Origin of the sequence: Actinomadura sp. NPDC049382, assembly GCF_040677125.1 — a bacterium.
Lineage (GTDB): Bacteria > Actinomycetota > Actinomycetes > Streptosporangiales > Streptosporangiaceae > Spirillospora > Spirillospora geliboluensis.
Map to the genome: position 1 here is coordinate 1 of NZ_JBFARO010000022.1, position 15082 is coordinate 15082.

The following is a 15082-nucleotide window of genomic DNA, read 5'->3' on the forward strand; positions in this document are numbered from 1 at the left end:
GCCGTCTAACAGGGGCTTCTTCGCTTCACCGGCCGAACGCCAGCATCGCGATCACTTCGTGATCACCATCTCCCCAGACCGATGAAAAAGGGTCACGGTAGTCTTCGAGGCGAAGGCCTCCAGGATCTCCCGGCGCACCCAATCGCTCTCGTCGCGCAGCCGGGGGTCGCGAGCCCAGTCGGGACCTATGATGGCCAGGAGGACCACGCTGTTGTATACGGCGTTGAGGAGTCTTTCCGGGTAAGCCTGGCCGGGCTGGATGGACGTGGTGGCGCGGAAGATCCGCTCCTTGCCGAACCGGTGGGACAGTCCCTGTTCCAGTATTGCGGCCGCCTCGTCGCCGTCGCCAGTGCGGTAGTTGATGAACACTCCCTGCATCGCGGTCTCCTCATTTGCGGGTGGTCGTCCCTAATGCGGTACCGAGTTCGGGTGCCAGTGCGCGCACCGATCGGTTCTTGGGGTGGCGAGACAGCGTGCGCGCGAGAGCACGCAGATCGGTGGCGACGGTCGCCGAGCCGATCGTGGTGGCCCTTGGCAGCAGTTCCTGGGTGAGCCGGCAAGCATGGTCGATCTCGCCGTCCGCTGCGTGGGCGAGCGCCCGCCGTAGGCCGAAGCGGACTTGCGTACGCACTGCCTGTTCGGGCACCTGTGCTAGCTGTGTTTCGATGATCTGCGCGGCGGCCCGTGGCCGCCCCAGGTCGTACAGGCACCAGCCCCTGACCATCTCGGCGGGATCGGTCAGGTTCGTGGTTCCGATGACCGGGGCGCCCGAGCCCTCCCCTGAGCAAGCGAGCAGGGCGCGGGCCTGCTCCAGGCTCCGCATGCAAGCGTGGTAATCGCCGGCGAGAGCGTGTCCTTGTGCTTCCCGTTGTGCCGCCAGGCCACGGATCCGCGGCGTCACATCGCTGCTCTGCGCCTGCCGGGCCAGCCCGATCGTTCGCCCGGGGTCGCCGCGGTAGAGCGTGACGAGTGCGCGCCGGACCAGTGAGTAGGCGGCGAGATGGTGATCACCACCGGCGTCGGCAAGGTCGACGGCGCGCTGGGTCCACCACAGCGCGCCATGCTCGTCGCCGGTTTCCTGCACCAGCCAGCCGATGTACTCGGCGTAACGGGACCCGAGCCGTAACAACGCCTGGCGCGTACGTGCACCGGCAGTCTTGGACAGTTCTTGGAGGGCGTGGGTCTGTGCGATGAGAACGGGTAGCAGCAGCCCGGGGCTGGTGGTCTGACCGAGCTGCCGATATTGATCGAACAAAGATCGGAATGTCCCGACAAGCGTCGTGTCCTCGACGTTGGTGGAAATAGCAGGCAGGCCGATGCTCACACCCGCGATTGACGCGGCGCCAGCCGCGACCGCCTGTCGTCGGCTCATGGGCTGGAACCGGCTTTGGCCTTGTGAGGACAACTGCATCAGCCACACCTCCTCATCACCATCTGCATCTACGGTGACTCCAATCCCGGAAGGGTTCTCGGGGACCAGCGCTGCGAGCGCTCCATCGGCGGCGAGCGCGGCATCGCAGAGGCGAGCCAACTCGCGGCTGGGCTTCTTGATGCCTCGCTCGACCTTGCTCAGCTGGGCCTTGCTGTAATGGACCCGCTGGGCCAGTCCCGTCAGCGTCATGTCGGATTCCAGGCGCCGTCGTCGAAGTTCTGCTCCGAAGTCAGTGGGCTGCTGGACCACATCAACCTCCGTCACCGCCTGTCCGAACAGCCGGGAGTCACCGCCAGTAAGACTGCGGGCCCTCGGGCCGGGAGGCAAGACGATACGGGCGTTTCCCGTTTCCTCTTCGAGGTAATAGGACGTAGCCGCCTTTGTCGATAAGTGGAGACCTGATCGGCGCTGATGTTGGTTCCGTCCGTGCCACACGGCCGGGCCGGGCGGCCATCAAGATGCGCGGGGGGTATCTCTCTTGGAGCGAGAGATACCCCGTTACTTTGTAATGCGCGAGTTCGCTGGGGTACAGCTACCGCGGCTACCGAGTGGCTGACCTGCTCCGAGTCTTAGCGGGGGCCTCTAGGGCTGTTTCGTCGGCGTCGGGGAGGGTGTGTAGGTAACGCTCGGTTGTTGAGATCGAGGCGTGGCCGAGGCGTTCCTTGACTACCTGGAGGTCGGCGCCGCCGTTGAGGAGCCAGGAGGCGTGGGCATGGCGCAGGTCGCGCATGGTGGGTCTGAAGTTGAGGCCGGCGGCGGCCCGGGCGGGGTACCAGATCTTGCGGCGAAACCAGTCGTTGGGGATGTGACCGTCGGTTTCGCGGACGCGTCGGGGGCGCGGGTTGTCCTTGCCGTTCGCGCGGCGGGCGGCTCGGTAGAGGGTGAAGGCGCCTCGGCAGTAGTCGCAGCGGCAGCGGCCGGCGGTGTGCCCGCTCAGGGTGCCGTGGTTGTAAGTGCGGCCCTTCTCGTTCGGTTCCGTGCGGCCGAGGGTGGGTGGGTCTGGGATCTCGGTGATGCGGGCTCGGGGCTTGTCCTGAGGTGGCATCTGGAAGAGGAGGTCGTCTTGGGTCAGGTTGGCTGCTCGGATGTGCTCCTCTAGCTTCTCGGTGGTCTGGGTGCTGAGTTTGAAGCGGCGGTACTCCTTGTCCTTCGGGTAGTCCTTGACCAGGAAGTGGCGGCCTTCCGGGTGGAACTTCGGGTTCAACTCGACGAGCGTGCGGCTGACCGTGAGGATGCGGGTTCTGAGGTTGACCGTCCTTCACTCGCAGCTCGCTGAGCTCGCCCCAGCGGAGGTCGCTCTCGATCTCGGTTTCGGCGAGGAGTCGGAAGGTGCCTTCGGGGAGGGCGTGGTAGACGTCGTCGAACTGCTCGGGAGTGATGATCTCGAGGGGCTTGCGGACGACCGGGGGCGTCCGTACTCCGCGGCAGGGGTGGATGAAGGTGACCTGGTCGTCCATCGCGGTGGTGAAGATGGCGCTGAGGATGATCTTCTGGTAGCGGATGGTCACCGGCTTCATGCCCTGGTTCTTGAGGGCCGTGATCCACGCGCGGACGTGCTCGGGGAGGACGTCGGCATGATGTGCTTGTAGATCGCGTACGTGTAGCCCTCACGGGTGGTGGCCTCGACCTGGTGGTTCGGGAGCTAGACCTGCTCGACGTAATCCTTGAACCGCTGCTTTCCGCGGCCTGGATCTCCCGTTCGGCCCCTGGAGACCTCGACCTCTGCTCGTTGCCATGCCTTGTCCGTGTCAACGGCGCGCGAATTCTGACCCCCTGCCGACGTCTGAAAGTTGACCCCCTGGTGGTGTTGTTTGCTGCGGGTTGTTACTGATGGTCGTTGTTGGTCTGGGCGGCGGGGACGCGGCCCAGGTCGCGGTTCTTGAGGCGGTAGCTGTCTCCCTTCAGGCTGATGACCTCGGCGTGGTGAACGAGGCGGTCGATCATGGCTGCGGCCACGATGTCGTCGCCGAACACCTCGCCCCAGCGTCCGAACGGCTTGTTGCTGGTCACGATCAGCGAGGCGCGTTCGTAGCGGCTGGAGACCAGTTGGAAGAACAGGTTCGCCGCTTCGGGCTCGAAGGGGATGTAGCCGACCTCATCGACCACCAGCACCGGGATGCGGGCGAGTTTGACCAGCTCTTCCTGCAGTTTCCCGGCGGTGTGGGCGTCGGCCAGGCGGGCGACCCATGCGGCCGCGGTGGCGAACGCGACGCGGTGCCCGGCCTGGCAGGCGCGCATCCCCCAGGCCGATCGACAGGTGGGTCTTGCCGGTGCCCGGCGGCCCCAGGAACACCACGTTCTCGCGGGCGGCGACGAAGTCCAGAGTGCCCAGATGGGCGATGACCTCACGCTTGAGGGACCGCTGGTGGTCGAAGTCGAAGTCCTCCAGTCCCTTGCGGGCAGGGAACCGCGCTGCACGGATGCGGGCCTCACCGCCGTGGGATTCGCGGGCGGCGACCTCGCGTTGCAGGCAGGCTGCCAGGAACTCCTCATGGCTCCAGGACTCGGCCCGTGCTCGTTCGGCGAGCCGCTCGACCGACGCGGCCAGGGACGGAGCCTTGAGCACCCGGGTCAGATAGGCCAGTTCGGCGGCGAGGTTGCGGCCACTGCCGGTCTTAGCAGAAGCCATCAGGCCACCACCCCGTCAACGCCCAGCAGTGCGTCGTAGTCACTGAGCCGGCGTTGCTCGACCTGGGTGTCGGCCGGAGCGGTCACGGCCTGGATCCTCGAGCGGCGCAGTGCGGCCGCGGCCTGGGCGTGGGCCGGGTCAGTGATGCTCTGATGAGCGGCCCAGCACCGCTCATGCCGGGCGACAAGTTGGCCGCCGCAGGTCACGGTGACCTGCTCGGGATCGGCGACCACCTCGACCAGTCGCCCGATCACCGACGGGTGCACCGAATAGTCGTTGGAGGCGATCCGGACGTAGTGGTCGCGGGCCAGCCGCGTCGAGGTCCGCCACCCGACCGCCGGAGCGACCGGCGGCAGCCCCACCATCGCTGCCCGATCGACCTCGATCCGGTCGGCCGGACGGCACCCGATCCGCCGATGGTGGCGGGTGTTGGCCCGCGCCAGCCACTGAGTGAGCTGGACGTTGAAGTCGCAGGGGCCGGTGAAGGCGCGGCCGGGCATGAAGGAGGTCTCCAGATACCCGTTCGCCCGCTCCACCAACCCCTTGGCCTCGGGGTCGGTCGGCCGGCACTGGCGGATCGCGATCCCCAGCATCCCGCGGAACGCGTTGGCCTCGGTGGTCAGCTGCGGGCGGCCGCCCCGCCACTGCCCGATCGCGCCCTTGTCACCGGGGGGAGAAGAGGAACGAGCTCGACTTCAACGCTCAGTGGGAGGGCAGAGCTGCCTGGCATGCAGAAGGGGCAGAAGCTGCGGAGCAAGAGCAGGGAGGGGTCGAGCAGTTTCACAGGACGCACCAGCTGAGTGCGAGCACGCCCAAGCTATGCGGGCAGCGCAGGGAACACGACCACTGAGCCGTCCTTGTCGCGGGCGATCTCGATCGCCACGTCCGTCGGGCGGCTGTTGAACGTAACGCCGTCGCTCAGCTTGCGAATCCTGTGCGCCGCGCGCATCAGGCGCTCGACTTCACTGGTCGTGAAAACGGGACGCAAACCGGACGGGCGTGCCAGCTCCAACGCCGACAGGCGGACGAGGACGCCGGCGATGCCCGACTCCAGGTCGTCGAGGCGCTGCTGGTGGTCCTTCAGGTTGCGAATGAAGTTCTCGAACGGATTGCCGGGGTCGCTCTGAGCATGCTCGACGGCCTGGAGGACGATGACCCGCCGCTCCAGCGCGATCGCCAGCGCGGCGAGTTCGAGGTGGGCGCGGAACATGCCGCCACGGTCGTCTGCGAGGCCGGGGAATGGCTTTCTCAGCGTGCTGATCTCGACGGGCGTGTCGTCGGGCAGCGTGTCGAGGGCGCTCCGCCATTTGACGAGGCGACGCTCGGCGGCGACCAGCGCCGTGCTGATGGCGTATGACGCGGAGTCCAACCCCAGCGAGACACCGAGCTTGCCCTGGTCGAGCAGGATGGCGGTGGCTTTGTCGATGGCGTCGCGGCAGCCGTCGAGTTGGCTGCGCTCTCTCTCGAAATTGTCTTCCTGCAGTTGCTCCAGCAGTTCTGTGATGTGCTCGATGGCCTGCTGGCGTTTGGAGTCGGCGTACGCGCTTACCCCCACCGCTACGGCCATGAGTACGAGCGGCGCGGCCACGGTGAGCGCCACGCTGCCCGCGGCCGCGACGCCGGCAGTGGTGCCGGCTCCACCGGCTGCGCCCGCTGCTGCCGCCTTACCGACTGGCACGAACGTCGCGCCGCCGACGATGCCCGTTGAGGTCACGAGGGGACCGCGGATTCCACCGGCCACCGTCTTCGCCGCCATCGGGCGAACGATGCCCTGACCGAACTGGGCGGCGAACTTCGCCGGAACCACCATGCGATACAAGCCTTCGCCGGAGGCGGTCGCCGTGGCCGCCGCAGAGGAACGCTGCGCTGATTGCGTGATGAGCTGCGACAGATGCTGTGCCAGGGGACTCGCTGCATCCAGTGGGATACCTGGGCTGCGGTCGAGTTTGTCGGGCAGTGGATGCACCTCGAGTGTGGCGATTGGCTCGTCGACCAGCACGGCCAGCACGCCGCGCAGTTCAGCCAGTCGCTCAGCCGTCATCGGCTCGTCCCCAGCCAGAGTGGGCACCCGGACGTCACCAGTCGCCAGCGTCCACACCGGAACTATTGCCGTGCTGTCGTCAGTCATCGTCTCCCCTTGTTCCAACGAGAGCCTAATGCCTGTTCCGCTTGCTTTCAGGCGAGTAACCTATCCGGGAAGATCGTTGGCACAAACAGGCCAGGCGGCAACTGTGGAGCGGTGAACAACCTCTGGCCTCCAGGCCGTTCGTTGGACCTGCTGCAATCAGCAGAGCATCACCCACGCCGCGAGTTCATGAGCCACGTCCACAGAACAAACAGAAGCCCCCGACAAGGGCGAGGGCTGCCAACGTCCAGTCAGGCTTTGATTGTCATTGTCAGCGAATGGTGACGGGTCCACCTCCGCCGCAGTCTCTCTTTTCTCCGTTTCAGAGCAGGTGGACTATGGCGTTTTTCGTTTGCGAGTTTGGGTCACAATCTTACTCTCCTGGCATTGCCCACACGCGAGCTGAAGGCCCGCTCCGAGAAGGGCAGCGCTCCACTCGGCCCGCAACAGCTATCACCGCATGCGCCCTTACGGTGTGCTCATAGCCGAGGGTTACCAGGTAGATCCGCTTGACGTCTATGCGCGTGACCGGTGGACCTGCCAGTTGGGGCATGTGGCGATCGACCCCGCCGTTGATTGGGCCCCATCCGTGGTTAGCAACCCTCGACCACATCAAGTCGGCCTCGCTGGCCGGCAAGCACGTGCTGGAGAACCGCCAAGCCGCCCACTGGATCTGCAACGTCCGCCAGGGAGACGCCTGGGGGCGGGGACGGCCACCCCTTGGTGCTGACGACGCGAAGCGCCGCTAGATCAGCGGTGTACTCGGCTCGGCTGCTCGCCGCGCTGCGAATCGTCATGTTGGGACAACGGCTCGAGGTAGATACGCCCAAGTCGGCTTCGATGTGTTTGACCGTTCTCGGCGTTCTGCAATCCGCTAGGTCTCGTGAGCCGGCAGACGAGTTCAACCGCGACCACGCCCTCAAATCGGGCATATCATACCCGTATGGATCTATCGGTGATCACGCGTGAGGCCGTCCTCGATTCGATCGCCGAGTTCGACCAGCTTGGACGTGGCCGCTTCCTGCAGAAGTACGGTTTCGACCAGGCCCGTCAATACTTCATGCACCACGATGGCGTGTACTACGACTCCAAAGCCATAGTCGGGGTTGCTTATGGCTACGTCACAGGCCGTCCACTGACTGCGGGCCAGTTCTCCGGCGGGCGGCAGACCATCGGCCGACTGCTCACACGTTTGGGGTTCGAGGTAGTCGTCGATGAGCCTGCCTCGCCTCGGCGGCGCCTGCTTGACCTTCTCGGCGATCTACGTGCCGCCAGCACACCCGATGGGCCCGCTCGGCATCAGCCCATAACCCTTCTCTGGGCGCTGGGCAGGGCAGCGCAGCGCCATCCAAGGCTGGCGCCCTGGCGAGCGGCCCATGCAGAGTTGTGCGGCCTCATGCGTGAGTACGGGCAACCCAGTTCCAGGCCGACGCCTGAGTTTCCCATAATCGCGCTGGCACATACCGATCTTTGGGAATTGACTGGACATGGCGGAGCCGTCCCGGCGGCGCATGGCAAGCCGATCACCTGGCTTGAAGAACAAGATCCTCACTGCGGCCTCACGGCTTGGGCGTATGAACTCGTCGCAACCAGCCGATCAGCGCGTTTCGAGGCCGTCACGATACTCGGCACGCGATTTTTCGGAGGTGCCACTCCCGAAAAATTGCTGGTGGAGGTTGGTCTGCAATCCGCGGGACCAACTGCTACATCGACGTCTCCCCACTCAAGCCCGCTGGAGCTTTACCGGCGTCTCTGCTGGACGGTCGAGACGGCCGAAGCGCGCGGCGACCACGACCGCACCTCGACCACCGTGCGAGAGGAGCCCGTACGCTCAGCAGCCGCCGTCGAAGCGGTGCTCGTCCGAAGCGCCGGGCACTGCGAGAACCCTCTGTGTACCGGTCAGCCCAACGACGTGACCAGGAACGGCGATCCGATTCTCGAGGTCGACCATGTCCAGGACCGCGCACGGTGGGGCCGCGACCACCCGGTTCAGATGATCGCTCTCTGCCCCAACTGCCACGCCGTCAAGACAAGGGGTCGAACTGGCGAGCAGCTGCGGAAGACCCTTCTGAAGGAAGCTCGGGCGAGACACATTACTTGGGTCGGGCAAGTCTGACTTCCCATTGTTCGCAACGGCCTTCCATCAGCAACTTCCTGACTTGCGTCGCACAGTTGGTCATGTGGACGGGTGCGGATGTGGTCGAGCAGCCGGCGCCTCGTCGCGCGGGCCCAGGGGTTACACATCCCTTTCTCCTGACGCAAAACGTCATCCATATGTGCAAAAATGGCGAATCGCGGCCGCTTTCGATCGAACGAAGTTCATTGACAGTAATTCGCTCGCGCTGCAAGCATTGCGGTTCTTGACGGGGGTCTTGGTTCGACAATTGCTTGGAGGTAGTGCATGGGACAGCAGCATCGGGGGTCCGCCGGAGGGCTGAGGCGGAAGCTGACCGTCGTGGGGGTCGTGGCCGTCATGGGTGTCGTCGGCAACGCGGTGACGGCGGAGGCTGCGGAGGCGTCTGCCCGTCCGCCGATACCGGGTAAGTCCACCGTCGACTTCTCGGCCCATTCCAAGGCTCACAGCGCCAGGGTCATCCACTGCGAGATCCGGTTCATCGGGGCACACGGCGGCATCCCGCACAAGTCCGGTCACGTGCACGGGACCATCAACGTCCGTACCGGTGTGACCTGCACTCAGCCGATCCGGATGATCCGGGGGAAGGTCGGCCTCTTCAGCAACCGCGGGAGCAAGATCAAGGCGTTCGGCAGCACCGGGGCACGTACGGCCAAGGGCAACGCGGCGCTCGTCTGCAGGACCGGCAGGTATCACGGCGAAGCGGTCGCAACGCTTTATGCGCCCCCTGGATACTCTCCTAGGGTCGTCACCGTCGGGAAGAAGACTCCGACGGTGTCCATCCACTGCTGACCCGTATTACCGGTTGACCTCGTCGCTGTCCGCCCACACCGGGTCGGTCACCTCGGCCGGGAGTGCCTCCAAGCGCTCGTCCGCCAGTATCTCGGCGATGAGCGCTGCGGTTCCTCCGAGGTAGGTGGAGTCCAGATCCGTTTCCGTCGTGACACACCAGGCTCGGTCATCGGGCCAGAACAGGTTGGGTGACTGCGGAAAGAGCGGCGTCGTGAGTTCCCCGGCAGCGTCAAGAGGGCCCTCGAGTAGGAGATATGCGCGTTCCGGCAACTCCACTCGGGGGCCTTCGGCGATCTCTGGCGGGATAGCCGGCGAAAGCACGTCGGGCTCCTCCCACTCCTCACCTGCGTCCGCGTCCGCGTCCGCCGTGAATGTAGCGGTCGCTCCCTCGTGCGCTGGTTCGTACACGTCCGAGACGCAGAACCAGCAGCGGCCAGGTGTTCTGGTGTGCCTGGCTAGGACGTCACAGAGCGCGGTCAAGAGCGTCGGAGTCAGCGATCCCGGGTCGGGTTCCTCCGCCCACGGACGTACGGTGCCCGAACGCGGTACGGGGCCGACAAGTGCCTGGAACTGCACGCGCGGGTGCACCGCCCCGCCCGACCATGCGGCCACCCGCGCCCACGTCACCGGGCTCCCGTCCGCCGCGTAGGCCGGGTGCAGGATCCGGGCGTACGCCTCGAAGCCGTGGGGCACCAGCCCGCCCACCCCGGACCCGAACGGCCCTACGCCCGCGACCACCCAATCGGCCGGCCGCACGTCACCGCACGGAGAAAGCCGTGAACGCCGAGCCATCACCTGGCCTCCGATCCAGCATCTCCCCGCCCCCGTCCCGCACACTACCCATGCGCGCGCAGCTTCTACCAGGAACGACGCCACCGCCTCCCACAGCTGCACCGGCGTAAAAGCCGGTCGCCGACAAAGAGCCCTTACGTAACAGCTTGCCCACGGACGCAGCCTGTTCGAGCTACCCCTACTTGAAGGCAGGCCTTCGGGAGCTACCTGGGAGGTCGGCGGAGCGGTACCGAACCCAGCGGACACGTGGTGCAGGTTGACCGGCTCAGTGAGATTCCGTGGGCGCCTTGCGGGCGGTTTCATGAGGCGGCCCAGGCTCGAATCGCTTGGGCGGTCTCGGGGGTGACGTCGGAGTCGGTCAGGTCGGTGGGGTGGAGCCATCGGTAGGCAGTGTGTTCTCTGCTCAGGGCGATGGGCTGGCCTTGGTGGGGTACGGCGAAGATGTATTGACGGGTTTTGCGGCCGGATCCGGAGATGTAGTCGAAGTGGGTAACGAAGCCTGGATCGAGGGTGAGTGCTCCGGACCAGGCGATTTCTTCTGTGAGTTCGCGTTCCAGCGCGGTGAGCAGGTTCTCGCCCGGCTCGACGGCGCCTGAGGGGAGTTCTTCGATGCCGGCCATGAAGTCGTCCTCGGCGGAGCGGCGCAGGACGAGCACTCGGCCATCGGCATGGAGGATGGCGCCGGCCACGAGCCTGGTGATGCCGTCGCGATCGGCGTCGTTGTGCAACTGCAGGATGTCGATGCTCGGTGGGGTGGTCACGCGCGCAGCGTAGTTCGTGGGGCGTGCGGCGGCCGTCTCGTGTCGCAGGTGGCGTTTTCGCCATATCCGAACTGCCGGACTGGTTGGGGTCTGGGGCGAAGAAGTCATTGGCCCCAAATTCCCTTCCTTCACCCACCACTTGCATCATGAGGCGGACCATGAGACTTGACGGGCGGGCGGTGAATCTGTCAGGTGATTTACATGCTTCTCACGATTCTGCTACCAGGTGATTACTGTCCGCCATAGACTGCGGGTGTGACGAACAGGCCAACTCCCGACCAGTTCTTTGATGGCGACATGTACCGGGCCATTTGGCCCATGGGGTCGGAGAAGATTGAACTCCTCTCCGGGCATCCCCTGTTCTACGGCTCGTTCAATCAGGCCGACGCCGAGGCTGCCGAGCGCGCGTTTCCAGGCCGTCGAGCCACGATCGAGCCCTGGTATGGCGAGCTCGGCAACCTCATCCTGCACGCTTCCACCTGCACTCCGGAAACCTGCTCCGAGTGGCCCGTCGAGGAAGTCTGACCCTCGGCGCCGTCCGACCCCCCTTGCTCGAATCCCGGCATCGTCCCAGGATCGAGCGGTTCTCCCTACTGCCCCACGTGACATGCGAGGACTCGTATGAGGTCGGTGCATGTTGATCGTCCTGGGGAGTGCTCGTGGCACAGTATGTGATCACGCGAACGGTCCGCGGGTGGACGGCACCGAGTACTTGGTCAGTTGGTTGGGAATGATTTGGCGACTGCGAGGCTGTCCTCGTACATGTGGTGGCGTGTGATGCGGACGTCTTCGATGGTGAGGCGTAGCGCGAAGGTCCTGGTGAAGCGGTTGCCGGTGTCCTTCAGGCGTTGCCTGCTTGTGCCGATCAGTACGGCGTCGGGTCCGTCGATTAGTGCTTCGTCGATCGATACGCGGCCCTCGGCAGGTAGGCAGTGCTCAGCGAATGTGCGGAAGTGGTCGGCGGCGTCGGCCCGGGTGGAGCGGGGGCGGATCCACGGCACTGCCGGGTGCTCCTCGACCGGCCAGTTCACTCGCCAGGAGACCTCGGGCGCGTAGAGGTCCGCGATGTGGTCGGGGTCGCCTTGCCGGCTCCTGCGCAGGAACTTGTGGACGACGGCTCGCGTCGTCGGCTGAGGCTGCTCGGGCACTACGGGAGGCGGCGGGTTTCCGAACTGGTAGTCCTTATGGATTCGCCCGTCATCGCCGAGTCGGGCGAAGACGAAGCCGGTCCAGGCTGCCTCAGCGCCTGCGGCGGGGGTCATGTAGGTGGTGAAGCGGACGGTGCCGTGGTGCCCTACGGCGTCTCTAGCGGCCCGGAAGGTGAAGCCGCCCTGCTTCACCAGGTGCTCGTGGGCTTCGGCGATCCGGGCCTCGATGGCTGGGAGCCCGCGGTATTCGGCGGAGTCGGTGAACTCCACGGCCTCGTCGTCCCAGAGGGCGGCGATCAGGTTGTGGCGGACGTCGGGGTCCGGCTCGTTCCACACGGCGATGTAGTGGTTGCCGAACTCGTCGATGTCGAAGTCCATGCCGGGACGGTAAGGACGGTCCACTGACATCGACTGTCAGTGGACTCTGGAGGTCTTTCCGGCATGCGCGCGAGCCGGCTGGTGTCGATTCTGCTGCTCCTGCAGACCCGTGAACGGATAACCGCGCGGGAACTGGCCGCGCGGTTGGAGGTCTCCGAGCGGACCGTCTACCGGGACGTCCAGTCGCTGAGCGCGGCCGGCATCCCGTTGTACGACGAGGCCGGTCATGAGGGCGGATATCGGCTGTTCGGCGGCTATCGCACCCGGCTGACCGGGTTGACCGCCGCCGAAGCCGAGTCGCTCGTCCTGACCGGGCTGCCCGTCGCCGCCGCGGATCTCGGCCTCGGCGAGGCCATAGCCATGGCCGAGGCGCAGTTGAAGTTGATGGCCGCACTGCCGCCCGAGTCGCGCGACAGGGCAGCTCGGCTGAGAGAGCGGGTCCGCCTCGACGCGCGGGCCTGGTATCAGGACGCCGACGCCGCTCCGCATCTGGCAGTGGTCGCCGAGGCGGTGTGGCATCAGCGTTGTGTGCGCCTTCGCTACCTGCGTTGGGAGGCCCCGCACGAGGTCACGCGGACGGTTGAGCCGTACGGCGTGGCGCTGAAGAGCGGCAGTTGGTATCTCGTGGCTCGCCGGGCTGGGCGGTCCCGCATCTACCGAATCTCGCGGATCCTCGCTGCGGACGTCGTCGACCAGGGCTTCGAGCGAGCGGCCGACTTTGACTTGAGCCGCTACTGGCAGGACTACCTCGACGACTATGACGCCCGACGAACCAAGGGCCGGGCTGTGCTGCGCCTGTCGCACGATGGCATGCATCGGCTGCCGCACCTGGCCGAGCCGGCCGTTGTGAGCGAAGTTCAGAAGACCGCGGTTACCGAGCCAGATAGCTGGACGCGCGTCACCGTGCCGGTCGAGTCCCACGACCAGGCGGTCCGGGAACTCCTGCGTCTGGGCGCGGACGTCCAGGTTCTCGCTGCGGCCGAGTTCCGCTCTCGAATGGCCGGAACTGTGGCCGCGATGAGCCGTCACTACAACCGGGGGAATGCGGTCGGGCGGGGCCAGGCGGCCCGAGGGCGGGGGACGGGGGGACGGCTGAACCAGAAATGATCTTGCGGGGCCGGACATCTCCTCCATGAGGCCCGTGTGGTGTGCGGGTTTGTTCTCATGGAGGGAGACCCCTTGGCGGGGAAGAGGAGCCTGGTCGTGGGCGCTACTGCGGTCACGGCCGTCGTGGCGGGGGCGCTGGGTGCAGGGGTGCTGAGCGGTCCGGAGCGGGTGAGCGCAGGTCAGGTCGCGGCTACCGCACAGGTGGCGTCGCAGATTTCGCAGGACGTTCGGGAGCGGTATCCGCACGGGCTGCGTGGTGAGGCCGTGAGCAAGGGGGTGCCCCGTCCGGCGAAGGCACGACGGCTGAACGCCGAAGCGGGGGTCCGGGTCACGTTCGATGTGCTTGATCGACATGGCAAGCCGGCCAGCGAGACGGGTGTTCTGCTGTACCCGCTCACCGGAGACGAGCCGTTCTACGCCGATCTGGTGGACGGCCACGCCGAAGGCGAGGTCCCGGCGGGTCAGTATGCCGTGCTCACCCGTATCGGCACGGTCGAAGCGAATGGTGAGACATCGTCGGCCCTCGTCTACCGGCCCAAGGTGACGATCAACGAGGCCACCGAGATCCTGCTCGACGCGCGCCACGCAAAGCCCATCACGGCAACGGTCGATCGCACCGATGCCGACCTCCTCGATGGGGACGTGCGGATCGTCCAGGACATCGCGGGCCAGCCCGTCGTCACGTCGGCGATGATGTCGATAAAGAACGCCTACATCACGCCTACCGGCTCCATGCCGGGATTGGCGCTCGATCTCCAAGCCGTCTTCACCCGTAAGGGCGCCGAGAGCGGCAGCCCGTACGTCTACAACGTGGCGAGCCGGATCTCGGACGGGGTGCCGCAGAAGCCGGCACTGAAAGTGCGCACCAAGGACATGGCCGCGGTGAAGACCGCGTACGGCACCGAGGGAAGTCCGGCATGCGTCGGCGGTCATGCCATGCCGTCCTGGCCGGACGGCGGCATCACCATGGGCTTCTTCACCGGAGTGGGTGCCGCACCCGGCACCCGTACCGAGTACTACTCGCCCGGCATCGCGTGGGACATCGACTGGATGAACACCGAGCCAGGCTGCGGCTTCGAGGAAGGCACCACGGAGATCTGGACGCGCGGTGAGCGCTTCGCTAAGCCGGGCTCGTACCAGCGTCGCCTGACCCCCGCCCCGTTCAGTCCCCGCAGCGGACGCGTCATTTGGGGCGAGTACGAGGGCGGGGAACCGGCGCTGACCATCGGGATGCATTCGACGGGCGCGGGCAGGAGCTTCATGGCGCCGTACCCCGGGGCGTCCGGTACCTCCGTCCTGCGGGACGCCAACGGGAAGACGGTCTACTCCTACGACGCCCCAGGCGCCGCCTGGGGATGGCCCGTGCCGAAGCCGGGCAAGTACAGCCTCACCGTGGATGAGAAGCGTGCCTCCCCCCTCTCGCCGCTCGCCGCTCGCCAGCACGCCGTCTGGCACTTCACCGTCCGGGACGACAAGGTCATCGCCTTGCCGTCCCTCAGTTTCCGCACTCCGCTCGACGCGCAGTCGAGGGCCAGGGCAGGGGCTCGCCAGCAGATCACCATGACGACCGACCACACGGGCACCGCCAAGCCGAAGCTGTGGGCTTCGTCCGATGACGGCAAGACCTGGAAGGCCATCGAGGTGACACGCAAGGGCAATGCATGGGCGGCGACCTTGACCAATCCGAAGGCGGGCTTCGTCTCTCTGCGGACGGCCGTCGCGGGTGTCGTCGACCAGACCGTGATCCGGGCCTACGCCGTCCACAGGTAGCGACGTCGCGCCAA

At 66.2% G+C, this 15082-nt stretch carries 16 protein-coding genes and 1 pseudogene; 7 read left to right on the forward strand and 10 right to left on the reverse strand.

Annotated features, from left to right (window positions below; translation table 11 throughout):
- Positions 1–51: 51 nt before the first annotated feature.
- The 3 genes from AB0K34_RS16110 to AB0K34_RS16120 all read right to left on the reverse strand — a co-directional run bounded on the left by AB0K34_RS16110 (position 52) and on the right by AB0K34_RS16120 (position 2477).
- Complete coding sequence (locus AB0K34_RS16110; RefSeq protein ID WP_364549262.1) at positions 52–378, reverse strand: hypothetical protein; 327 nt, start codon at positions 376–378, stop codon at positions 52–54.
- Between the two features lie 10 nt (positions 379–388).
- Positions 389–1696 (reverse strand): helix-turn-helix transcriptional regulator, encoded by a 1308-nt coding sequence (locus AB0K34_RS16115; protein ID WP_364549265.1) that lies wholly within the window; start codon positions 1694–1696, stop codon positions 389–391.
- A gap of 277 nt (positions 1697–1973) precedes the next feature.
- Entirely contained in the window at positions 1974–2477 is a 504-nt protein-coding gene (locus AB0K34_RS16120; RefSeq protein WP_356948709.1) for a tyrosine-type recombinase/integrase, read from the reverse strand.
- A gap of 169 nt (positions 2478–2646) precedes the next feature.
- On the opposite strand from AB0K34_RS16120, the gene AB0K34_RS16125 reads away from it, so the two are divergent.
- A complete protein-coding gene (locus AB0K34_RS16125) occupies positions 2647–3021 on the forward strand; it encodes a hypothetical protein (RefSeq protein WP_138641233.1) in 375 nt (124 codons plus the stop codon).
- A 235-nt stretch (positions 3022–3256) separates the two neighbouring features.
- On the opposite strand, the gene AB0K34_RS16130 is transcribed toward AB0K34_RS16125, so the two are convergent.
- The 4 genes and pseudogenes from AB0K34_RS16130 to AB0K34_RS16145 form a co-directional block, all read right to left on the reverse strand.
- Positions 3257–3607: an ATP-binding protein gene (locus AB0K34_RS16130; RefSeq protein ID WP_364549428.1), complete on the reverse strand. Its 351-nt coding sequence runs from the start codon at positions 3605–3607 to the stop codon at positions 3257–3259.
- The gene (locus AB0K34_RS16135; RefSeq protein ID WP_364549268.1) at positions 3528–4061 is read right to left on the reverse strand and encodes an ATP-binding protein; all 534 of its coding nucleotides are present in this window, start codon (positions 4059–4061) and stop codon (positions 3528–3530) included. Before AB0K34_RS16135 ends, AB0K34_RS16130 begins: the two co-directional genes overlap by 80 nt.
- Positions 4061–4723: pseudogene (locus tag AB0K34_RS16140) on the reverse strand (IS21 family transposase); the annotation flags it as partial. The gene AB0K34_RS16135 and the pseudogene AB0K34_RS16140, both read right to left, overlap by 1 nt.
- 155 nt (positions 4724–4878) lie before the next feature.
- On the reverse strand, positions 4879–6189 hold the full coding sequence (locus tag AB0K34_RS16145) for a hypothetical protein (RefSeq protein ID WP_138641231.1): 1311 nt from the start codon (positions 6187–6189) through the stop codon (positions 4879–4881).
- Between the two features lie 548 nt (positions 6190–6737).
- Here AB0K34_RS16145 and AB0K34_RS16150 point away from each other — a divergent pair.
- The 3 genes from AB0K34_RS16150 to AB0K34_RS16160 all read left to right on the forward strand — a co-directional run bounded on the left by AB0K34_RS16150 (position 6738) and on the right by AB0K34_RS16160 (position 9112).
- Positions 6738–6935 carry an HNH endonuclease gene (locus AB0K34_RS16150; RefSeq protein ID WP_364549272.1) on the forward strand — a complete coding sequence of 66 codons (198 nt, stop codon included), beginning with the start codon at positions 6738–6740 and terminating at the stop codon, positions 6933–6935.
- Positions 6936–7129: 194 nt separating this feature from the next.
- Complete coding sequence (locus AB0K34_RS16155) at positions 7130–8302, forward strand: HNH endonuclease signature motif containing protein (protein WP_138641229.1); 1173 nt, start codon at positions 7130–7132, stop codon at positions 8300–8302.
- Positions 8303–8587: 285 nt separating this feature from the next.
- Positions 8588–9112 (forward strand): hypothetical protein, encoded by a 525-nt coding sequence (locus AB0K34_RS16160; protein ID WP_301173880.1) that lies wholly within the window; start codon positions 8588–8590, stop codon positions 9110–9112.
- A gap of 6 nt (positions 9113–9118) precedes the next feature.
- Here the strand turns inward: AB0K34_RS16160 and AB0K34_RS16165 are convergent, their stop codons facing one another.
- Both AB0K34_RS16165 and AB0K34_RS16170 read right to left on the reverse strand, forming a co-directional pair.
- Positions 9119–9520 carry a hypothetical protein gene (locus AB0K34_RS16165; protein ID WP_364549277.1) on the reverse strand — a complete coding sequence of 134 codons (402 nt, stop codon included), beginning with the start codon at positions 9518–9520 and terminating at the stop codon, positions 9119–9121.
- Between the two features lie 683 nt (positions 9521–10203).
- A complete protein-coding gene (locus AB0K34_RS16170; RefSeq protein ID WP_364549280.1) occupies positions 10204–10665 on the reverse strand; it encodes an NUDIX domain-containing protein in 462 nt (153 codons plus the stop codon).
- Between the two features lie 255 nt (positions 10666–10920).
- Between AB0K34_RS16170 and AB0K34_RS16175 the strand changes: the two genes are divergently transcribed.
- On the forward strand, positions 10921–11190 hold the full coding sequence (locus AB0K34_RS16175; protein WP_138642173.1) for a hypothetical protein: 270 nt from the start codon (positions 10921–10923) through the stop codon (positions 11188–11190).
- Positions 11191–11381: 191 nt separating this feature from the next.
- Here AB0K34_RS16175 and AB0K34_RS16180 read toward each other — a convergent pair whose 3' ends face one another.
- On the reverse strand, positions 11382–12191 hold the full coding sequence (locus tag AB0K34_RS16180; protein ID WP_301173876.1) for a nuclear transport factor 2 family protein: 810 nt from the start codon (positions 12189–12191) through the stop codon (positions 11382–11384).
- 63 nt (positions 12192–12254) lie between these two features.
- On the opposite strand from AB0K34_RS16180, the gene AB0K34_RS16185 reads away from it, so the two are divergent.
- Both AB0K34_RS16185 and AB0K34_RS16190 read left to right on the forward strand, forming a co-directional pair.
- Positions 12255–13298, forward strand: a complete 1044-nt coding sequence (locus tag AB0K34_RS16185) for a YafY family protein (protein WP_364549285.1) — start codon at positions 12255–12257, stop codon at positions 13296–13298.
- Between the two features lie 96 nt (positions 13299–13394).
- The gene (locus AB0K34_RS16190; protein ID WP_364549288.1) at positions 13395–15068 is read left to right on the forward strand and encodes a hypothetical protein; all 1674 of its coding nucleotides are present in this window, start codon (positions 13395–13397) and stop codon (positions 15066–15068) included.
- The last annotated feature ends 14 nt before the right edge of the window (positions 15069–15082 follow it).